This is a genomic window from Prevotella fusca JCM 17724 (assembly GCF_001262015.1).
Taxonomy (GTDB): Bacteria; Bacteroidota; Bacteroidia; order Bacteroidales; family Bacteroidaceae; genus Prevotella; species Prevotella fusca.
This window is the reverse complement of the sequence record NZ_CP012074.1, coordinates 713,818-735,125: the sequence shown is the minus strand read 5'-3', so window position 1 is coordinate 735,125 and position 21,308 is coordinate 713,818. Positions and strand designations below refer to the sequence as shown.

Genomic DNA, 21,308 nt, shown 5'->3' with positions numbered 1-21,308 from the left:
TATGAACAACCAATGTATATGTAAGATTCGCGACATACTTCGTCTCATTACAGCTTTCGAGGGCAGCTTACAAAAGCAGATAGGCTTGAATATCAATGAAGCCATGTTGCTCTGCCTGCTCTCTGAATGTGAGGAGCCGATGCTGGCAGGCGAAATTGCTGATGAGATGGGACTGACACGGTCAAATGCCTCAAAGGTAATCGCCTCACTTGAGCATGACTCGCTCATCCGTCGCCGTGCCTGTTCGGAGGACGGTCGGTGTCAGCGGTTCCATATCACAAAGCATGGCTTGGAACGGCTGGAGCAGTTACACTGCGAGTCTATCCGTGTACCAGAGGAACTGAAATCGATGATGTAGAAGATGTTGTGGTACGTCTTAAACCTAAATTGGTTCATTAGAGCCTGTACAGATTTTGTTTTATTGTCGAGCAGATTGTTTGTCTTTGTAACGAAGGCGTAGCGGGCTACATCAAGTCAGCAAAACAGACAAAGATGCCGGCAAGGAAATAAAAGATGCCAGGAAACAATACGATTAATAAGGATAATGGACTATTGTGGTCTAATGAGCCCATTTGGGTTAAAGTGAGCAAAAGGCTTTGCAGACTGAATCTGCAAAGCCTTTATCTTATCTGTCGAGTCCGCCGAGTCTGTTTCATCGGGTGTGTCAGGATAACACATTGCCTCTCTGCTCTTTATGCTTTTGTGTACAGAACCGACATGTTTATCCACAAACACAGCTTTTTAAACGTTAAAATTTTGACATATATCAATAAAACTCTTGCACGACAAACGTTTCACGACAGCTTCTTGTATAATTATTTTAAGCGTAGTACTTTTGCAAAACAAAAATAAGATTGTTTAGATTAGTAGTAAATAGATTTAGGTTTTAGTTAGTTTAGGTAGAATTTATTGATTGTTTCAGAGGAGATTAGACTATTAGCAGATTTTCGGTTAAATTGATTGAAGTTCAGGAGAAACACTCCAGACCGTCTGTCGACAGTAAGGGAGGAGGCGCAACAAGCAAGTAATTGCCGTTGTACCTCCTCTTTCTTTTTGCAGAATTTTTGAACGTTATTAACAGGGAAGTTGCAGTTTTCACTCCATTCTCATCAGACAAGAAAGGAGGAACAGTCTGTTATCTTGCCTTCAGCGTCTGCTCAATTCCCTGCTCCCTATGTACTATTCTCACCTCGATTCCATACTTTTCGTTGAGATGTTCGGCAAGATGTTGCGCACTATAGACCGAACGATGCTGTCCACCCGTACAACCGAAACTGAACATCAGGTCGGTAAAGCCACGCTGCATATAACGCTTCACATGATGGTCAGCGAGCTTATATACAGGCTTGAGGAAGTCGAGAATCTCTCCATCATCCTCAAGGAAACGGATGACAGGCTCATCTAAACCCGTAATCTTCTTATAAGGTTCGTATCGTCCCGGGTTATGTGTGCTCCGGCAGTCGAAAACATATCCTCCTCCATTGCCGGATGAATCCTCCGGAATACCTTTCTTAAAAGAGAAACTGAATACACGGACAACCAGCGGTCCTTTACCATCATACTTTGAAAATGTGGCTGGACCATCCAACGGGTTGGCGTTGTAAATATCCTTCTCCACCGTCTTAAAGCCATCAGCCCTGTTGACTGCAGGCTTTTCAATATGCGCAAACTGTGGCAGCAGTGTGAGTCGTTTCAGCATATCCATCATATAAGGATAATGGAAAACATCCTCACCTAACGCCAGGAGATCTCGCAGGTTCTGTATAGCAGGAGGTATGGAGTCGATAAAATGTTTCTTTCTTTCATAGTAACCACGGAAACCGTAAGCACCTAGCACCTGCAAGGTACGGAAGAGAACGAACAAAGAAAGACGGTTTACGAAGTGACGCTTGGATGGAACCTCCGTATAGTTCTTCAAACTCTGATAGTAATCAAACACCAATTCACGTCGCAGTTTGAAGGAATACTTTGCACTTGCCTGCCACAGAAAAGACGCAAGGTCATAATAAAAAGGCCCCTTCCGTCCACCTTGGAAATCAATGAAGTAAGGCTTTCCGTCCTTATCCAGCATGACATTACGAGCCTGGAAGTCACGATAAAGGAAAGAGTCCATCTTCTCAGAAGTCAGATCCTTGGCAAACATACGGAAGTTTGCTTCGAGTTTCAGTTCATGGAAATCGAGCTCTGTTGCTTTGAGGAAGCAGTACTTAAAGTAGTTCAAATCAAAGAGCACACTCTCCTGGTTGAACTCTGGTTGCGGATAACAATTAGAGAAATCAAGCCCTCTTGCACCACGCAGCTGTATGTTCGGCAATTCACGGATGGTTCTGCGCAAGAGTTCCTGTTCAGCAAGATTGTATCGTCCGCCTGCCTCACGTCCTCCACGGATGGCATTAAAAAGTGATGTGTCGCCAAGGTCAGACTGCAGATAACGTGTCTCATCTTCCGAAACAGCCAGTATGTGTGGCACAGGCAACTGCCTTTTCTCGAAATGCTTGGCAAGATAAACGAAGGCATGGTTTTCATCACGGCTTGTACCGATAACGCCAATGATCGTTTCTCCATCTTCATCTGCCATCCGGAAATACTCACGATTACTTCCAGCTCCTTCCAGCTTCTCTACATTGGCAGGTACACTACCCTTCCATTTCTTATATAGTTCTAATAACTTTTCCATATCTTTTTCTACATGAATGCACTTTCTGTGAATCCATTACCACTGTTCTTGATGGATATACAAATTCATACATCTCTACATTCTTCCCCCTGATGTAACGACACTTTCTCCTAATTAATATCGGTCATCACATCCCCTTCTTGGAGATTAATAAGGGATAAGGTTGCCAGATGTGTAACATAGACAACCGACAGAGCATTCCTTATTCCTCCTCCAATTTTTTCTTTATATCCTCAGCCTGCTTCTCACCCCGTTTTTTATGGTCATATTGGCGCAGCAAGCCATCTATCAACAACAGGAGGGCAAGCACGCCACCTGTAATCAGCCATGACTTAGTGATATAGTAGAGCCCCCCGATAACAATGAAGAGCACTGCGAATTCTTTCCAGTTAATCAATCGTTTCATGCCACAAAGTTAACGAAAAGATTACAGATAAGGATTGAAAGCAGAGAAGATTTTAGTATTATTCTTCTAAACCAGTTGATTCTTTGCTTTTACGTCCTTTCTGCTTTCATTCATTTCAGACTTGTTTTCATCCTTTCTGCTTGCTTTTTGTTACCCGACGTCTTAAGAAAAATAAGTCTCCTAACCAAATAAGTTTTGTTTACCTTTAGTAGTACAACTCTTTTCTTACAACAAGTTTCTTCTCTCCCGACTACATATTGCAAGGTGTTGAGTACTAAACACCATTGGTGTTCAGCCTCAACACGACTGGTGTTTACCAACAGCACCATGCGTGATGTACACCAACATATCGGGTGAAAACGGGAAAAAGGGTCTGTTATTGTCATAATAATAATAAACCACTATAATGACCAGCTTATATGGGAACAGTTTTATCGGACAGCAATAATAGTCAAAGAGGTTTCCATCATATAATCTAAAAGGCTTAATAAGGGTATAGACACAAAAAAGACGAAGAGATTACTCTAAAAGAATAATCCCTTCGCCTCTTAATATCATAAACTCCTTTTACGAGGAATATACTTTACTTACTTAATAAGACCCTGTGCTCTGAATATCTTAGCCAAAGCCTGAACACCACGCTCAACCTGATCCTTTGTATGAGTAGCCATCAAGGCAAAACGAACCAATGTATCCTGCGGAGCACAAGCTGGAGGAATAACAGGATTGATGAACACACCAGCCTCGTATGCCAGCTTGGTTACAACGAAAGTCTTTTCAATATCACGGACATAAAGCGGAATGATAGGACTCTCTGTATCACCGATTTCAAAGCCTTCTTCCCTGAAACGCTTCAAGGCATAATTGGTTACCTTCCAAAGTTGCTCCAAACGTTCCGGCTCCTGCTCAAGAATATGAAGTGCCTCCAGGGCAGCAGCTGTTGCTGCAGGTGCATTACTTGCAGAGAAAATGTAAGTACGGCAGGTGTGACGAAGATAATTGATAGTATCCTTGTCACCAGCAATGAAACCACCGATTGATGCCAGACTCTTTGAGAACGTACCCATAATGAGGTCTACTTCATCCGTCAAACCGAAATGGTCACAGACACCTCTTCCCTGGCGACCAAAGACACCTATGCCATGAGCCTCATCAACCATGATAGAGCAGTTGTACTTGTGCTTCAGTTCAACGATTGCAGGCAGATTAGCAAGGTCACCTTCCATTGAGAAGACACCATCAACAACAATCAGTTTGACAGCTTCCTCAGGAAGTTTCTGGAGAACACGCTCCAAATCTTCCATATCATTATGCTTGTAGTGAAGCTGGGTAGCAAAACTCAGACGACGTCCGTCCACGATACTCGCATGGTCACGGTCATCACAGATAATATAATCACCACGTCCTACAACCACGGAGAGAACACCAGCATTAACTGCAAAACCTGTAGAGAAGACAAGTGCCTCATCCTTGCCTTCAAAAGCAGCCAGTTCTTTCTCCAACTGTACATGAAGGTCGAGTGTACCGTTCAGGAAACGGCTTCCGGCACATCCTGAGCCATACTTGTCAAGGGCACGATGAGCAGCATCAATCACACGCTGATCGTTTGGCAGGCCTGTGTAGGCGTTAGAACCAAACATAAGAATCTCGTTGCCATCAATATCCGTAACTTCTGTTCCTTGCTTACTTGTAATCTCACGGAAGTAAGGATAAACACCAGCATCCATAAACTTCTGCGGATCGCGGTAGCTCTTGTACTTGTCTTGTAACTGTCCCATTATTTTTAATATGGTGTAGCCAATGACTACTTAAAATTATTTTTCAGGCTGCAAAGTTACTAATTTAGAATGATAAAACGGAGTTTTTGGTTAGAAAAGTGATTTTTAAAGATTTTTACCCCTCAATATCCATGACATAACCGATAAATATGTATCTTTGTCAAGGAAAAAACATGCGCTGATTATCTTGGCATAATGAATAAAAAGAATATCGTTTTCATTCTCAACCCTATATCGGGTACAGTCAGCAAGGCAGGCATCCCTGACCTTATAGAAGAACGTCTTGACAAAAACAAGTTTGACTACCGCATTGCAGAAACACAGCATGCTGGTCATGCAACAGAGCTTGCACAGGAAGCTGTGCAGGAAGGTGTTGACATTGTTGTTGCGGTGGGCGGAGACGGCACTGTCAATGAAGTAGGAAGGTCACTCATCAACACCAAGACTGCCATGGGCATACTTCCCTGCGGTTCAGGGAACGGTCTTGCCAGGCATCTGAACCTGCCGATGAATCTGAAAAAGTGTGTTGACATTCTCAACCTCTACGACGTAAGGGAACTCGACTATGGCATCATCAACGGGCATCCTTTCTTCTGTACCTGCGGAATGGGCTTTGATGCTTTCATATCCATGAAGTTTGCGGAGGCAGGCAAACGTGGTCCTATCACTTATATGCAGAAGATACTTGAAGAAGGACTGCGGTATGAGCCGGAGACCTACGAGATTGAAGACGAAGACGGCACGCACCATTACAAGGCTTTCCTCGTATCGGCAGCAAACGCATCACAGTATGGCAACAACGCATATATAGCTCCGCAGGCGTCTATGAGTGACGGATTGCTGGACATTATCATTATGGAGCCTTTCGACATCATTGATGCACCGCAAGTTGCAATTGAACTTTTCAACAAGACACTGGATAAGAATCTGAAAATAAAGACCTTCAAAGCCAAGCATATCCGTATCCGTCGCAAAAAGGAAGGCATTATCCATTACGATGGAGACCCTGTCACATCGGGAGCTGAAGTGGATATTTCCATCGTCCCGAAGGGCATCAACATCATTGTAAACCCAAAGGGAGGCAAGGATTACCGACAGCCGAACATGCTGCAGATGGCTTTCTCTGAGATTTTTTTCAACATCGACCTCATGCGACAGGACCTCACGAAACAAAGCAGAAAGGTACAGGCAATCAACAAGAACCTACTTCGCAAGTTGAATATTTAAACAACCTAAGCCAGACGGATGGGCTTTACTTTTAAGAAATTTCATGTTACTGATGACCACACGGCTATGAAAGTCGGAACGGATGGTGTATTGCTTGGAGCATGGGCTGCAGGTGGTTTGAAGATTCTTGACATAGGTACAGGCACAGGACTCATGGCCCTGATGATGGCACAGCGGTTCCCTTCCGCACGCATTGATGGCATAGAGATTGATGAAGGTGCATTGGAAGATTCACGTTTTAACACCTTGCAGTCTCCTTTCAAAGACAGGATAAACATAATCAATACTTCATTGCAAGATTATCACCCCTGCACTGACACGCAAGAAAAAGGGATATATGATGCCATCGTCTGCAATCCTCCCTATTTCATTAATTCGTTAAAGAATCCTTTACAACAGAGAACAACTGCCCGGCATATTGATACGCTCTCTCACCAGGAGCTTGTTTTTCATGCAGCAAGACTTCTTAAAGAGCATGGCACATTGTCGGTTATCATTCCTTCAGATAACAAAGAATTACTTGAAGCAGAAGCTGTATTCAATGGATTATCAACGGAGAGAATAGTAAACATTAAAACCAGAACATCAAAACCTGCCAAACGTTGCATGATTGAATTCAAGAAGGGGCTTACGGTGCACAGCAGTGTGAGCGAAGAGGTGCTGACAAACTCTGACAACTCGCGCACAGAATGGTATCATAATCTGACTAAAGAATTTTACATTAACAAAGATTCTGAAGAATAATATTTACCTGTATTCAGTCTTTCAGACAAGTCTTTTTTTGCTTTCTTATTGAAAGACCACGGCAGGCTATATGACTGAAAAAGAAAGCACAAAGGTACAAAAAGCTGATTACGTTCATAAAAACAGACCTTTCTACATAGGCTTTACAGAACCTGCTTTAACTGGAGGAAATTCAGAACAACACAGATAAGGACTGGCTGCATGAATCAAATCGCTCAGATGGAGCAGACTTACAGTCCTCACGCTATCCTCTTACCACGAGAAGATATAGCAGACAAACATAACTGACAATCCATCACCCATTACCCATTTTTACATAACTTTGTCAAGAAAATTCACCCCATGAATTTCTATAGATGCTTAATTGCGTTCCAACTAAGCACTAATTGAAGTCCAATAGATGCTTAATTGAAGTCCAACTAAGGCTTAATTGAACCCCAATTCGGCATCTGTTACTTCCACGACATCATAACTGCCTAACAATCCGACTGTTACATACACACAAACAAATCTATTTCCGTCTTGGTTTACAAGCAATGTAAAAGAGAATTTATGTAAATAATTTTCAGACTTATCGGAATGCAGAAGACTCGTCTCCTAAACCGACAGAAAAGGCAAAAGGATGCATCAGAACAACAGCCTTACAGTTCACGTTTTCCACTCCCATCCATCATTCATGCTGAAAAACAAGTTGCCTTGAATCTATACCAGCAAATGCAAAGCACCCCAGATTATCATTGCCTCTCACAGCTTTATCTCCATCTTTTTCCTAATCAGCTAATTAAAGCACCCCTATTCTTTCAGTCTTTCGGTTTTATTTTGTAACTTTGCAGGCTAATATAAGTACAAAAGAACTTTATGAAACAAAATAGCTCTATACAGATGATTACAGATTACGAGGGGGACCTGCCCAACTTGGACATACAAGTTGATGGTGAGATTCCCATTTTCGTAACCCGTAACCTCGTTATGTTCCCGGGGATCCTCTCTCCTATCCTCGTTGGCAGGAAGCCTACCTTGGCACTCGTCAAGTATCTGGAGGAGAACCCGAATGCAATCATTGCAATTGTCAGCCAGAAGGATAGCAACATCAACGACCCGCAGGTAGACGACATCTACATGACAGGTGTCTATGCACGTTTTGTCCGTGCCTTTGACATGCCCGGCAACTATGAGGGAAGCAACCGCACGGTTATACTACAAGGACTCGGCAAATGCCAGATAAAGGAAATCACAGCTATAGAACCTTTCATGAAGGGACTCACCGTCTCTTTGCCCGAAGAGGCTGAACCGAAGAAAGACAAGGAGTTCTCTACGGCTGTCGAGGACATGAAAATGGTGGCAAAGGAGTATATCCACGGCAGTGATGATATTCCTGATGACACACAGTTTGCCCTCGACAACATCAACAACCCAGTCGTTGCCGTGAACTATGTATGTTCATCCATGCCTTTCTCTGTCACTGACAAGATTCAGCTGTTAGAGGAAAACTCCATCAAGGACCGGCTGTTCACATTGATGAAGGTGCTGAATCGTGAAATCCAGTTCCAGCATCTCCGCCAGGATATACGTTCTAAGACACGTGAGGACCTTGATGAACAACAGCGCGAATACTTCCTGCACCAGCAAATCAAGAATATCAAGGAAGAGCTGGGTGACGGAGATTCAGCCCCTGATAAGAAAGAATTGCTTGAAAAGGCAAAGAACAAAAAGTGGTCAGAGGATGTTGCCAAGACATTCCAAAAGGAATTAGACAAACTTGAAACACTGAATCCGCAGAGCCCTGATTATAGCGTACAGGTGAATTACCTGCAGACGATGGTCAGCCTGCCTTGGAATGAATATACCAAGGACGACCTTGACTTGAAACGTGCGAAACGTATTCTTGACAAGGACCACTATGGTATGGAAAAGGTGAAGGAGCGTATCCTTGAGTATATTGCAGTCCTTCAGTTACGTGGCAGCCTGAAGTCGCCAATCCTCTGTCTCTATGGTCCTCCGGGTGTGGGTAAGACCAGTCTGGGCAAGAGTATTGCTGAAGCAATGAAGCGGAAGTATGTTCGTGTCTCACTGGGCGGTCTGCATGATGAGTCGGAAATCAGAGGACATCGTAAGACTTACATTGGTGCTATGCCCGGTCGCATCATCAAGAACATTCAGAAGGCAGGCTCATCAAACCCTGTATTCATCCTTGACGAAATTGATAAGGTTACCCAGAACACCATTAACGGTGATCCCTCATCAGCCTTGTTAGAGGTTCTTGACCCGGAGCAGAACAATGCTTTCCATGACAACTACCTTGACATGGACTACGACCTGTCAAAGGTATTGTTCATCGCAACGGCAAATGACCTTAACACCATTCCACGTCCATTGCTCGACCGTATGGAACTCATTGAGGTTTCGGGTTATATCACGGAGGAAAAGATTGAAATTGCCAAGCGTCACCTGGTACCCAAAGAACTTGAAAGCACTGGTTTGGACCAGCTGGAAGAGAGTCCAAAATTTGCCAAGGCTACACTGGAGAAGATTATCGAAAGCTATTCCCGTGAGAGTGGTGTGCGCCAGCTTGAGAAACAAATCAACAAGGCTATGCGCAAGTTGGCTTTCAGACAGGCTATGGACAAGCAGCTTCCTTACACAAAGGTCACTCCGGACAAACTGGAAGACCTGTTGGGCAAGCCACCATTCACACGTGATATCTACCAAGGAAACAAGTATGCCGGTGTCGTAACTGGTCTTGCATGGACCAGCTTTGGCGGTGAGATTCTCTTTATTGAGACATCACTTTCAAAAGGAAAGACAGGAAAACTGACACTGACTGGTAACCTCGGCGATGTCATGAAGGAGTCGGCTGTCATTGCATTGGAATATGTCAAGGCGCATATCAATGCCCTTGATGTAGACTATCGCATATTTGACCAGTGGAACATCCATATTCACGTACCCGAAGGGGCTACTCCCAAGGACGGTCCTTCAGCAGGCATCACGATTGCAACAAGTATTGCTTCTGCACTCACACAGCGCAAGGTACGCAAGAACACTGCTATGACAGGCGAGATAACCCTGCGTGGCAAGGTTCTTCCTGTCGGTGGTATCAAGGAGAAGATACTTGCTGCCAAGCGTGCAGGTATTACTGACATTGTCATGTGTTCTGAGAACAAGAAAGACATTGAAGAAATTCCAGAGGTCTACCGCAAGGGACTTGACTTCCATTTTGTTGAGAACATCCAACAGGTATGGGACTTTGCATTGACCGATGAAAAGGTGGATCACCCAGTAGACTTCACTATTGCAGAAGATAAAAAAGAGGAAACGAAGTAATGACATTTGAACTTCAGCATACAGATAACGCCAGTGATGCCCGTACAGGTATCATCACTACTGACCATGGACAGATAAAGACACCTATCTTTATGCCTGTCGGCACAGTCGGTTCAGTAAAGGGTGTACACTTTGAAGAGTTGCGCAAGCAGGTTAAGGCACAGATTATCCTTGGTAACACTTACCATCTTTATCTGCGTCCGGGATTGGAAGTACTCAAAGCAGCTGGTGGTCTGCATGGCTTCAATGGATGGGAACGCCCAATCCTGACAGACTCAGGAGGCTTCCAGGTCTTTTCTTTGACGGGTATCCGCAAGTTGTCGGAAGAGGGTTGTGAGTTCAGAAGTCACATAGATGGCTCCAAGCACATCTTCACTCCCGAGAATGTCATGGATACAGAACGCATCATCGGTGCCGACATCATGATGGCACTTGACGAATGTCCTCCTGGCAAGAGCGACTACGAATATGCCAAGAAGAGCCTGAGAATGACACAGCGTTGGCTGGATCGTTGTATCAAACGGTTCAACGAGACGGAACCTCTCTATGGCTACAACCAGAGTCTTTTCCCTATTGTACAGGGCTGCACCTACAAAGATCTGCGCCGTGAAGCTGCAAAGTTTGTGGCTGACAAGGGGGCTGACGGCAATGCTATCGGCGGCTTGGCCGTTGGCGAACCGACGGAAATCATGTATGAGATGATTGAGGTGGTCAATGAGATCCTTCCTAAGGACAAGCCCCGTTATCTGATGGGGGTCGGTACTCCGCAGAACATTCTTGAAGCCATTGAACGTGGTGTGGATATGTTCGACTGCGTTATGCCTACCCGTAACGGTCGCAATGCAATGCTCTTCACCTACAATGGTACGATGAACATGAAGAACAAGAAGTGGGAAAATGACTTCTCACCAATTGACCCTGACGGATGTGACGTAGATCTCATCACAAGCAAAGCCTACCTCCATCATCTCTTCAAGGCTGGAGAACTGCTTGCGATGCAGATTGCCAGCATTCATAACCTTGCGTTCTATCTCCGCCTCGTGACAGATGCACGTGCCCATATTGAGCAAGGCGACTTCGTACAGTGGAAAGCCTCTGTCATAGAGCAACTGGGAAGAAGAATTTAAGAAGAAACCAAATGAGTAAGGTCAAAAAGACTGTTGACAAAGTAAAAGGATTGAATAAGTGCGTCGGGCAATGTGCTGCAGAGCACTTACCCATCTTGAAGAAAGTCGGACATCAGCTTCAGATGTTCGCCCCTTCTCGCTATATAGGCATCCTGGATAGATATATCATCAAGAAGTTCACAGGAACTTACATCTATTCTATCTTGCTGATTATCTCTATTGCTATTGTGTTCGACTTCAATGAGAACCTCTCAAAGTTCACACAATATCATGCTCCGTGGCGAGCAATCATCTTTGATTACTATGCCAACTTCATCCCTTACTACTCCAATCTCTTCTCACCGCTGTTCGTATTCATTGCCGTCATCTTCTTTACTTCCAAACTGGCAGGAAACTCCGAGATAATATCAATGATGGCAGCAGGCGTCTCCATCAAACGACTGATGCGTCCATACATGATATCATGTGTTCTCATTGCAGGACTTACATTCTATCTCAACAGCTTCGTGATACCCCATGGCACTGTCATTCGCCAGAACTTTGAGTCACTCTACCGTAACTCAAAGAAGAACACATCGGCTGAGAACGTACAGCTACAGGTAGCTAAGAACACGATAGCCTACATCCAGCATTACGACAATCAGTATAAGAGAGGCTACGGATTCTCACTCGTAAAGTTCAAGGACAAGAAGATTGTCAGCCACATGACGGCTATGGAGATTCAGTATGACACAGTTGCAGACACAAAGTATCACTGGAAAGTCAGCAACTGGAAGATACGTACGCTCAAGGGATTAAAGGAACACATCGAGAGTGGAGCCTCAAAGGACACCGTCCTGCTAATGGAACCGACCGACCTTGTCTATTCCAAGGGACAGCAGGAGACCTTCACTTCACCAGAGCTGTTGGATTATATCTCCAAGCAGACAAGCCGTGGATCAGGCAATGTGGTACAGTATGAGGTTGAGTTTCACAAGCGAATAGCTATGTCATTTTCATCATTCATCCTCACCATCATCGGTCTTTCACTTTCTTCCCGCAAACGAAAAGGAGGAATGGGACTGTATCTTGGAATCGGTCTGGCACTAAGTTTCGGCTATATCATGCTCCAGACCGTATCAGCAACCTTTGCTGTTCAGGCTGACACACCACCCATACTGGCAGCATGGATTCCAAACATCATCTTTGCAGTTATCGCCTACTTCTGCTATCGGCATGCGCCAAGCTAATAAGGCGGACAGAACAAAAAATTAAGAACTACCCTTTGTGACGAAGGGAAAAACAGTAAAATATGTATTTTGAAGATTTAGATTTAAACGATAACGTACTCGACGCACTCTATGACATGCGTTTTGATGAATGCACTCCTGTTCAGGAGAAGTGCATTCCTGAAATATTAAAAGGACACGATGTACTGGGAGTTGCCCAGACAGGAACGGGAAAGACAGCGGCTTATCTCCTTCCTGTTCTGTCAAAACTGGCTGATGGTGGCTATCCTGAGTCAGCTATCAACTGTGTAATCATGTCGCCTACCCGCGAATTGGCGCAGCAGATTGACCAGGCTATGCAGGGCTTTGCCTACTATCTTGATGGCGTTTCATGTGTTGCTGTCTATGGTGGCAATGACGGCAACCGATATGACCAGGAGCTGAAGAGCCTGTCACTCGGAGCCGATGTCGTCATCGCTACGCCGGGACGCTTCATCTCTCATATCTCTCTCGGAAACGTAGACTTGTCCAAGGTGAGCTTCTTCATTCTTGACGAGGCTGACCGCATGCTTGACATGGGATTCTCTGATGACATTATGACCATTGCAAAGAAGTTGCCTGCATCATGTCAGACCATCATGTTCTCTGCAACCATGCCGACGAAAATCGAGGAACTTGCCAAGACATTGCTGAAGAACCCTGTTGAAATCAAACTGGCTGTCAGCAAGCCTGCTGAGAAGATTCAGCAGACTGCTTACGTATGCTATGAGACGCAGAAGATGGGTATCATCAAGGACATCTTCAAGGCTGGTGACCTGAAACGTGTCATCATCTTCTCTGGCTCAAAGCAGAAGGTGAAGCAGATTGCAGCATCACTTAACCGCAAGCACATCAACTGTGGCGAAATGCACTCCGACCTCGACCAGGAGCAGCGTAATGACGTTATGTTCAAGTTCAAGAGCGGTCAGATAGACGTACTGGTTGCAACCGACATCGTATCACGTGGTATTGACATTGATGACATCGCAATGGTCATCAATTATGACGTACCACATGATGCAGAGGATTATGTTCACCGCATTGGTCGTACAGCTCGTGCTGACCGTGACGGAAAGGCTATCACATTCGTGAATGACGAAGATATATACTATTTCCAGCAGATTGAGTCATTCTTAGAGAAAGAAGTTGAGAAGGCATCCCTTCCCGCAGAGCTGGGTGAAGGTCCTGAATACAAGAACAACGGACGACCAAAGAAGGGCAACAATGCCAAGACCCGTCGCAGAAAAGCCAGAGACCATCAGAGCCATAAGGACAAGAAGCAGGGTAATAACAAGCAGCGCAACAGACGCCCTACCCCACAAACACAAGGCAGTCCGGATGAGAACAACGCCAAGCCACAGGAGCGTAAGACTGGCAACAGACAGAACAATAGCGCGCAGAAGCAGCAAGAGAATGATCCTGCTGCAACAGATGACAAGATAGTAAACAAGAAGAATAACCGTCAGGGAAAGGGCAGACAGCAGGAACGAAAGCCAAAAGCTGAAAACGAGAAGCGCAGCGACAGAAAGCCCGGCAATAACAAGGATGCTGCCGGGAATACTGCTAACCAGCAGACCAAGAAGCCGAACAACAAGCGCAAGAAGCGTAATAACCGACAGCGCACACCTGAAGATAAGGCTTCAAGAAGGAGTACCAAGTATGATATACGTGAGGAGTTGCCATCAACATCCAAGAATGAATCAGGCTTGAAGGCACTCATCAAAAAGCCTTTGAAGTGGCTTCGCGGACTCGGTAAGAAGTAAAACACAGAATTATCATTCTAAGAGCAAGCATAATGCCCGTAACCAGACAACAATGGCTACGGGCATTTGTTTTACCGTCCAACTTATGATAGTTCTTTTATGATAGTTCCAACTACACTGACGTTATATCTTATTAATATCAATATAACCGTGCATAACCGCATAGATGGTCAATGCAGACACACTCTTCATGCCGAGTTTATCCATAATATTCTTGCGGTGCGTGATAACAGTAGTCAGACTGATATTCAGCTTCTCAGCAATCTCCTTATTAATCAGTCCCTGAACTATCAGCGACAACACTTCTATCTCACGGTTGCTCAGAATCTTGTTCTTCAACACTTGGGGCAATTCCGGAAGGTTCTTGCCACCAGAGTGTCCGTACTGTTCTATCTTCAAAATAGCCTTGACAAGTTCGTCCTCGGGAACATTGATGCAGAAACTATGGAAGCCTGAAAGTTGTGCATTAGGGTCTTTTGTAATTGTCAGAACGATTGTCTTATGAATACATTGCGAGAAGAACTGCCTGTTCTCCAAGACAATCACCTGTGCCACAAAGTAATGATAGAACGTATCAGGCTGGGCATTCTCAAACTCCTGGAAGTTAGAGAATGTCTCCACTGTCATGATAGGTATGACATTCTGCAATATCTGTTTCAGTCCTAACACGGCAAGCGTATTAGGATCAACTATAGCCATCTTGGGGCGTCCCATCTTCATCTTTGTCGTATGCTCCATACGCTTGACAACGGTATAATTTGATCTTGTTTTCCTAAAGTAGCTGAGATTACATCCCTACTCTATCACAATCCCTGTTACAACTTTACACTGCTTATATCCACCAGATTGTTGACAATGGCATAGATGGTCAGTCCTGCCGGTGAATGTATCTGCAGTTTACGGGCAATGTTACGGCGGTGCGTTATCACCGTATTGGTAGAGATACACAAATGGTCAGCTATCTCCTTGTTTGTCATTCCCTGTGCAACAGAAACGATGACATCCTTCTCACGGTCACTCAGTACCTCATTCGACTCTGAGTTCTGCGTAATCATGTTTGATATCTTTACGCTTACATCGTTCTGCTTGCTCTTCTGCTCCAACCGTCTGATGACCGGGATGAATATTTCCTCTTCTACCTGGGCATGCTGCTCAAGCCAGGCTTCACAATTATATATATCATATAAGGTGGCAGTAAGGCGGTTGTTATGATGAGAGTCAGAGGGAAGATACTTGATAATGATACTTTTCAGTTCACGCAGCTTCACATCCGTCTGGCTGTGGTGCTTGGAGTAAGTCTCAACATCATACGTATCATTAGCTTCACCTTTCAACAAAGATTCAACGTATGGGAACACGTTTTTCTCCTCATACTGCATGTGATTGCGGATAGAATGGGCATACTCGTCATAAAGGCGAAGTATCAAACGGGCAAGATTATCACTCTCATCCAAGGCTGCAGTCAACTCTCTGCGGATGAATGGAAGCTCATAGTCAAGATAATAAGAATGGCTTGCCTTGAGGTATTGCATAAGAGTTGGAATAGACAGTCTGTCTACATCATCAAAGCCTTTATATCCGTTTATCGTAAAATTAACAACAGCCAGGAATGTGTAAGTATCTACATTCTGATCATCACAAACCTCTCTTACGGTCTTGTCGCCAAAACCTAAGCTGATGCCGAAGCTGCCTAAGCTCTGTAACAGGTCATAATTATCTCTGATAAGATAAATCATCTTATCATCGGGCTCATACATTTTCTGATTCTTCATCTGTCCTTCTGTAATGATATTGCATGCAAAATAACAAAAAAAAAGTCAATCACACAATAGTAGTTGTCAAGTATTTGCGTCTTTATCATCATTTATTAGTATAAAAAAGCCTCATAAAAGCATACATTTACAATTAATGAACGCTCAGCACCTGTCAATAAAGCCAAGGATAACATCACTGTCTTTAACCAAGAGAGCAAAGCCGGGGAAAGGAATCGGCTATTGAAACACTGCCGCACCATCCGTGCGGGGCTACAGAACAAACCGTGCGGGGCTGCAACACCAATGGTGTTGCAGCCCCGCACATATTCATCATGACACGTTCTAATCTACTACAAAGCTGTGCAAATCAACAAACTTACCACGCTTACGGCGCTCTTCTATCAAACGTGTCAGCTTGGCTTTACGATGTGGTGCAATCCATTTGCGGGCAAAGATGTTCGGAATAGCTACACCCAAGGCAATGCAAATCAGAACTAATGAGCCGTTAATTGCATTGAACATTGCATGCGTAACTTCTCCAACAACACCCTGCATTCCAATAAATCCATAGAGTGCACGATACATCAGTACTCCAGGAATGATAGGGATGACCGCAGGAATAGTAATACACTGGTGAGGAGTATGGAAGAAGTGTACAGCCTTAATGTTAATAATTGAAATCAGAGCTGAACCGCAAAGTGAACCGACAACCAATCCCAAACCTAAGCCAATAGTGTCTGCTGAGGGTTCAAGATTAATAAAGTTGCGTGAACAAACACAGATGATGCCACCTATTGCTATCCAAGGCATCAGACGGTAAGGGATATTGTAAATCGTGGCAAAGCCCATCGCAGAGATTGCAGCTGCAATGGCATACACATAGAACGGATGGTGAGGTATCAGTGAAAGCTCTTTTACAAAGTTGTCAATACTGCCACATTTAATTGCCAGCATAATACCGAATGACATTGCAATGACTATAAGAAGCGTATTCGTCACACGAACCAATCCTGTGTTTATATGATTGTCTAACAGGTCATTAACAGCATTTATTAAAGGGACTCCCGGAACAACATAAAGTGCACAAGCCAAGAGAGGATGATAAGGTGTTTCGCTATGTAAGATGGGGCGAAGGAACTCAGGGAGTACTGCCTGTACCGACGGTGCAGAAAGATAAGATGACAACCACGCCAGAATTGTACTCACAAATGCTGCCACAGCAAAGTTGGCATAGAGATTGGAACCGGAATGGTTCAAGAACATACGCAGGCGATTGCCCAAGATTGCTGCAATGGAAGCGTAGAAGAATGCTGTCCAGTCGCAACCGAACTGAATACAGAAACCACCGCAGGCAAGACCAGCACCGACAGCAATCATCCAGTCCTTGTAATAATGCTTGCCATGAGCAATCTTCTCCAGTTCCTCTTCATACTTGTCCAAAGAGTAGTCCGCCTTGAGAGCACGCCATGAGAGTTTTGAAACTTCCTGAATAGCAAGCATGTTAATCACGTGCTTGTCACAGCGTTGCATCTTCGAAAAGCTATGAAATTCGTCACTCACATTTACCTGCAACATATAATAATCAATGTTGATGTGCAGGTTTTCCTTAGGAAGTCCCAGATAAGCTGCTGTGCGCTCCATATTACGTTTCACACGACTCGTATCTGCAGAGCTTTCCATAAGAATCTGTCCTGTGCGAAGGAGCAGATCAAGTTTTCTACGAAGGGTTCTCTTGGAACTTTCCATCTGGTTTTCGACCATAACAAAACAATCTTTTATCTTAAAAACATGTGCAAAGGTACGATTAATTATCCATACAGGGAAATTACTCTGCTAAAAATCAAAACTTTAGCTTGAACTTAACGCAGGTCAATATAAATGAAACAAATAAGAATTGTATGAAAAACGCTGAAACAAACACAGTTCTATCCATTTGAAAAGTATTATTCCTTAATTCTACAACCCTTTTCTTCGTAAGAAGATTTAACTTGTTCGGATAACACTTTCGTGTCCATGTGTGTCTGGATGCATCCCTAAGGCGTATCGTCCTTTTGTATGTGCCATCTACCTGAACAAATGGAGAACATAGGAACCAATAAGAAGTACAGTGATTCTTGTAATACTTCTAAACAATATACTTTATTCGTATATTTGTTTAGGACATTCTGATAGAGCAGATTGCAGAAAGCGACAAAGCTATTAGAGGTGAAACATAAAGAAATATCATCATGTAGATAAATCTTTCATTCGTCAAAACTATTCAATGTTCTTTAACTACCATGGAGAAAACAAAAAGAATATTACGGTAGACACCCGCAACCAGTTTTATACCTTAATATCTTGCCAACAGTTTTACGGATATTCTCCTTTGCAGTGCCAGGTTTTAATGCTTCTGTAAGTGGCATGCCTGGCGGTGTAATACATTGAACTTGTGCAAAACCAGCTTTGAGTAAAGATGCAGTGCCTGTCACCTTCCCTGCTATGAGCACGACAGGAATTTCCTTACGAAGACCATACTCCAAAACCTTGGCGGGTATCTTTCCCATTAACGTCTGAACATCAGCACTCCCCTCTCCCGTTATAATCAAGTCGGCATTTTCGATGAGTGAATCAAAGTTGACAGTTTCTAAAAGCACATCTGCACCTGACCTCACCTTCGCATTCATAAACTGAAGAAAGGCATAACCCAGTCCACCTGCTGCTCCGGCACCACTGTCCTGCGAATGGTCAAAGCCCAGTTGGGATGCAGCCATACGTGCAAAAGTGCGTGCCCGACGGTCCAAACAGGTTATAACCTCTGACGTTGCTCCCTTTTGAGGACCGAAAACAGCAGCTGCACCACGCTTACCAAAGAGCGGATTGTCAACATCAGACGCCAATGTTATATCCAATTCATGCAAAAACTGGTTACGCCAGTTCTCACCTAACACATCCCTCAATGCTGCCAGCATTCCAAGTCCACAATCGCTTGTCGCTGAACCTCCGAGTCCAATTACAAATCGCCTGTAACCTCGCCGGAGAGCATCAGCAAAGAGTTCACCCACTCCATAAGTGGTTGCACGTAAAGAATTAAGCCCCTGCGGATTAAGAAGACTGATGCCACAAGACAAAGCCGTCTCCAAGATAACGGTATTGTCTGCACACACAGCATAGGCTGCACGGATGGGACGCATAAGTGCATCATGGCTGTCAATTGTGACCTCCTGACAGGGTAACAGCTGTGAGAAGACGCTCATCATCCCGTCCCCTCCATCTGTAACCGGCACTTTTATTATCTCTGCTTCCGACCATCTTTCTCCGACACCTGTCTCCGCAGCATCTTCAGCTTCAACTGAAGTGAGACAGCCCTTAAAACTATCAATGGCTAAAACAATATGCTTCATATTGGGAGCAAAGTTATTAAGAATTCTTGATTTATTTGGAATTTACATCTATTATGTATATCTTTGCATGATAAACAGTAATTAGATACCTTTTATGAAACAATTTTTCAAATTCGTTTTTGCTTCTTTCGTGGGAATGTTTCTGTTCAGCATTGTCACAGGAATCTTCGCACTCATTACCATAGCAGGTATGTTTGCATCGCAGGATTCAACAACAACACCTGAGGAGAATTCCGTACTTGTACTGAATCTTTCAGGACAGTTGGAAGAGCGAAGTGAGAACAATTTCATCAGCCAGCTGCAAGGTAGCGCAACACGCAGCATCGGTCTTGACAATCTGCTTGAGGGTATCAGAAAAGCCAAGGAAAACGACAATATCAAGGGAATATACATCGAGGCAGGTGCGTTTGCTGCTGACTCATACGCTTCAATGCAGGCTGTGCGCAATGCCCTGCTTGATTTTAAGAAGAGTAAAAAGTGGATTATTGCATACGCTGACACCTATACACAGGGAACATACTACATGTCATCTGTTGCAGACAAAGTGTATCTGAATCCGCAAGGACAGATTGACTGGCATGGATTGGCTTCCCAGCCTGTCTTCATCAAGGATTTCTTGGCAAAGTTCGGAGTAAAGATGCAGGTTGTAAAAGTAGGTGCTTACAAGAGTGCCACTGAGATGTTCACAGGTGACAAGATGAGTGATGCCAATCGTGAACAGACTTCTGCCTATCTGAATGGTATCTGGGGAAATATAACAAAGGAAGTTGGCGCAAGCAGACATTTGTCAGTTGAACAACTGAATGCCTATGCTGACAGTATGGTAACCTTTGCCGCACCTGAAGATTACGTCAAACTGAAACTTGTCGATGGCTTGGCTTATACGGATCAGATAAAAAACATGGTGAAGAAACAGTTAGGCATTGCAGGGGATAAAGAAATCAATCAGGTCACAGTTGCCGACATGATGAATGTTGAAGACAAAAGTCAGGGTGATGAAAGTAATCAGATTGCAGTTTACTATGCGTATGGTGACATCGTTGATGGTGTTGTAGGCGGTATCTTTGCACAAAACCACACTATAGATGCACAGGTTGTCTGCAAGGATCTGGAGAAATTGGCAAAGGACAAAGATGTAAAGGCTGTCGTGGTCCGCATCAACTCCGGCGGTGGCTCTGCTTACGCATCCGAACAGATCTGGCATCAGATTATGGCACTGAAGAAGCTGAAGCCCGTCGTTGTAAGCATGGGCGGAATGGCTGCATCAGGTGGTTATTATATGTCAGCTCCGGCAAACTGGATAGTAGCAGAACCTACGACGATTACTGGTTCAATAGGCATCTTTGGTATGTTCCCCGACGTCAGCGGCCTGCTTACAGAGAAGCTGGGATTGAAATTTGATGAAGTAAAGACCAATAAATATGCAGACTTCAGTACACGGGCACGCCCATTTACAGAAGATGAGATGACATACCTTAGCCAGTACGTCAACCGTGGTTATAAGCTCTTCCGCCATCGTGTGGCAGAAGGACGTAAGATGACCGATGAGCAGGTTGAAAAAATAGCACAAGGACATGTATTTACAGGACAGGATGCACAGAAGATAGGGCTGGTCGACCAGCTTGGCGGACTGGATATTGCGGTGAAAAAAGCTGCAAAGCTGGCAAAGCTGGCTAACCATATGACCCGTGCCTATCCCAAAGAGCCAGACTTCTTTGAGCAGTTGTTGGACCAGTCAAAGTCAGATAACTACCTCAGTGAGCAGTTGCGTGCGAACTTAGGCGATTATTATGGACCGTTCTCATTGTTGAAGACACTCAATCATCAGAGTGCTATTCAGGCAAGACTGCCTTATTATCCAAACATCCATTAAGTATA

15 protein-coding genes are annotated in these 21,308 nt (G+C 44.2%); 8 read left to right on the top strand and 7 right to left on the bottom strand.

The features are described 5' to 3' along the window. Position 1: 1 nt before the first annotated feature. The gene (locus tag ADJ77_RS02980) at positions 2-358 is read left to right on the top strand and encodes a MarR family transcriptional regulator (RefSeq protein WP_025078893.1); all 357 of its coding nucleotides are present in this window, start codon (positions 2-4) and stop codon (positions 356-358) included. Positions 359-1,135: 777 nt separating this feature from the next. On the opposite strand, the gene ADJ77_RS02975 is transcribed toward ADJ77_RS02980, so the two are convergent. The 3 genes from ADJ77_RS02975 to spt all read right to left on the bottom strand — a co-directional run bounded on the left by ADJ77_RS02975 (position 1,136) and on the right by spt (position 4,861). Continuing rightward, a complete protein-coding gene (locus ADJ77_RS02975) occupies positions 1,136-2,677 on the bottom strand; it encodes a RapZ C-terminal domain-containing protein (RefSeq protein ID WP_050696006.1) in 1,542 nt (513 codons plus the stop codon). A gap of 202 nt (positions 2,678-2,879) precedes the next feature. Continuing rightward, complete coding sequence (locus ADJ77_RS02970; protein ID WP_025078894.1) at positions 2,880-3,083, bottom strand: hypothetical protein; 204 nt, start codon at positions 3,081-3,083, stop codon at positions 2,880-2,882. A gap of 587 nt (positions 3,084-3,670) precedes the next feature. Further along, a complete protein-coding gene (gene spt, locus ADJ77_RS02960) occupies positions 3,671-4,861 on the bottom strand; it encodes a serine palmitoyltransferase (protein WP_050696005.1) in 1,191 nt (396 codons plus the stop codon). A 195-nt stretch (positions 4,862-5,056) separates the two neighbouring features. On the opposite strand from spt, the gene ADJ77_RS02955 reads away from it, so the two are divergent. From ADJ77_RS02955 to ADJ77_RS02925, 6 genes are all read left to right on the top strand, one after another. Then, positions 5,057-6,088 (top strand): diacylglycerol/lipid kinase family protein, encoded by a 1,032-nt coding sequence (locus ADJ77_RS02955; protein WP_025078896.1) that lies wholly within the window; start codon positions 5,057-5,059, stop codon positions 6,086-6,088. Between the two features lie 18 nt (positions 6,089-6,106). Further along, complete coding sequence (locus ADJ77_RS02950) at positions 6,107-6,832, top strand: tRNA1(Val) (adenine(37)-N6)-methyltransferase (RefSeq protein WP_025078897.1); 726 nt, start codon at positions 6,107-6,109, stop codon at positions 6,830-6,832. An 858-nt stretch (positions 6,833-7,690) separates the two neighbouring features. After that, the gene (gene lon, locus ADJ77_RS02940) at positions 7,691-10,156 is read left to right on the top strand and encodes an endopeptidase La (RefSeq protein WP_025078899.1); all 2,466 of its coding nucleotides are present in this window, start codon (positions 7,691-7,693) and stop codon (positions 10,154-10,156) included. Then, a complete protein-coding gene (gene tgt, locus ADJ77_RS02935) occupies positions 10,156-11,283 on the top strand; it encodes a tRNA guanosine(34) transglycosylase Tgt (RefSeq protein ID WP_025078900.1) in 1,128 nt (375 codons plus the stop codon). Before lon ends, tgt begins: the two co-directional genes overlap by 1 nt. Before the next feature lie 11 nt (positions 11,284-11,294). Then, entirely contained in the window at positions 11,295-12,512 is a 1,218-nt protein-coding gene (locus ADJ77_RS02930; RefSeq protein WP_025078901.1) for an LptF/LptG family permease, read from the top strand. Positions 12,513-12,574: 62 nt separating this feature from the next. After that, positions 12,575-14,293 carry a DEAD/DEAH box helicase gene (locus tag ADJ77_RS02925; protein WP_025078902.1) on the top strand — a complete coding sequence of 573 codons (1,719 nt, stop codon included), beginning with the start codon at positions 12,575-12,577 and terminating at the stop codon, positions 14,291-14,293. 123 nt (positions 14,294-14,416) lie between these two features. Here ADJ77_RS02925 and ADJ77_RS02920 read toward each other — a convergent pair whose 3' ends face one another. The 4 genes from ADJ77_RS02920 to ADJ77_RS02905 form a co-directional block, all read right to left on the bottom strand. Beyond that, positions 14,417-15,031 (bottom strand): response regulator transcription factor, encoded by a 615-nt coding sequence (locus tag ADJ77_RS02920; RefSeq protein ID WP_025078903.1) that lies wholly within the window; start codon positions 15,029-15,031, stop codon positions 14,417-14,419. A 77-nt stretch (positions 15,032-15,108) separates the two neighbouring features. Next, positions 15,109-16,065, bottom strand: a complete 957-nt coding sequence (locus ADJ77_RS02915) for a LuxR C-terminal-related transcriptional regulator (protein WP_025078904.1) — start codon at positions 16,063-16,065, stop codon at positions 15,109-15,111. Positions 16,066-16,389: 324 nt separating this feature from the next. Then, complete coding sequence (locus ADJ77_RS02910; RefSeq protein ID WP_025078905.1) at positions 16,390-17,808, bottom strand: threonine/serine exporter family protein; 1,419 nt, start codon at positions 17,806-17,808, stop codon at positions 16,390-16,392. Positions 17,809-18,347: 539 nt separating this feature from the next. Continuing rightward, positions 18,348-19,430: a glycerate kinase family protein gene (locus ADJ77_RS02905; RefSeq protein ID WP_050696004.1), complete on the bottom strand. Its 1,083-nt coding sequence runs from the start codon at positions 19,428-19,430 to the stop codon at positions 18,348-18,350. A gap of 94 nt (positions 19,431-19,524) precedes the next feature. Between ADJ77_RS02905 and sppA the strand changes: the two genes are divergently transcribed. After that, on the top strand, positions 19,525-21,303 hold the full coding sequence (gene sppA, locus ADJ77_RS02900; protein WP_025078906.1) for a signal peptide peptidase SppA: 1,779 nt from the start codon (positions 19,525-19,527) through the stop codon (positions 21,301-21,303). Positions 21,304-21,308 lie beyond the last annotated feature (5 nt).

What these genes read in the sequence shown, in the direction of transcription:
- ADJ77_RS02980 (WP_025078893.1), top strand. Translation starts at nt 2, where the DNA reads ATGAACAACCAATGTATATGTAAGATTCGCGACATACTTCGTCTCATT.
- ADJ77_RS02975 (WP_050696006.1), bottom strand. Translation starts at nt 2,677, where the DNA reads ATGGAAAAGTTATTAGAACTATATAAGAAATGGAAGGGTAGTGTACCT.
- ADJ77_RS02970 (WP_025078894.1), bottom strand. Translation starts at nt 3,083, where the DNA reads ATGAAACGATTGATTAACTGGAAAGAATTCGCAGTGCTCTTCATTGTT.
- spt (WP_050696005.1), bottom strand. Translation starts at nt 4,861, where the DNA reads ATGGGACAGTTACAAGACAAGTACAAGAGCTACCGCGATCCGCAGAAG.
- ADJ77_RS02955 (WP_025078896.1), top strand. Translation starts at nt 5,057, where the DNA reads ATGAATAAAAAGAATATCGTTTTCATTCTCAACCCTATATCGGGTACA.
- ADJ77_RS02950 (WP_025078897.1), top strand. Translation starts at nt 6,107, where the DNA reads ATGGGCTTTACTTTTAAGAAATTTCATGTTACTGATGACCACACGGCT.
- lon (WP_025078899.1), top strand. Translation starts at nt 7,691, where the DNA reads ATGAAACAAAATAGCTCTATACAGATGATTACAGATTACGAGGGGGAC.
- tgt (WP_025078900.1), top strand. Translation starts at nt 10,156, where the DNA reads ATGACATTTGAACTTCAGCATACAGATAACGCCAGTGATGCCCGTACA.
- ADJ77_RS02930 (WP_025078901.1), top strand. Translation starts at nt 11,295, where the DNA reads ATGAGTAAGGTCAAAAAGACTGTTGACAAAGTAAAAGGATTGAATAAG.
- ADJ77_RS02925 (WP_025078902.1), top strand. Translation starts at nt 12,575, where the DNA reads ATGTATTTTGAAGATTTAGATTTAAACGATAACGTACTCGACGCACTC.
- ADJ77_RS02920 (WP_025078903.1), bottom strand. Translation starts at nt 15,031, where the DNA reads ATGGAGCATACGACAAAGATGAAGATGGGACGCCCCAAGATGGCTATA.
- ADJ77_RS02915 (WP_025078904.1), bottom strand. Translation starts at nt 16,065, where the DNA reads ATGAAGAATCAGAAAATGTATGAGCCCGATGATAAGATGATTTATCTT.
- ADJ77_RS02910 (WP_025078905.1), bottom strand. Translation starts at nt 17,808, where the DNA reads ATGGTCGAAAACCAGATGGAAAGTTCCAAGAGAACCCTTCGTAGAAAA.
- ADJ77_RS02905 (WP_050696004.1), bottom strand. Translation starts at nt 19,430, where the DNA reads ATGAAGCATATTGTTTTAGCCATTGATAGTTTTAAGGGCTGTCTCACT.
- sppA (WP_025078906.1), top strand. Translation starts at nt 19,525, where the DNA reads ATGAAACAATTTTTCAAATTCGTTTTTGCTTCTTTCGTGGGAATGTTT.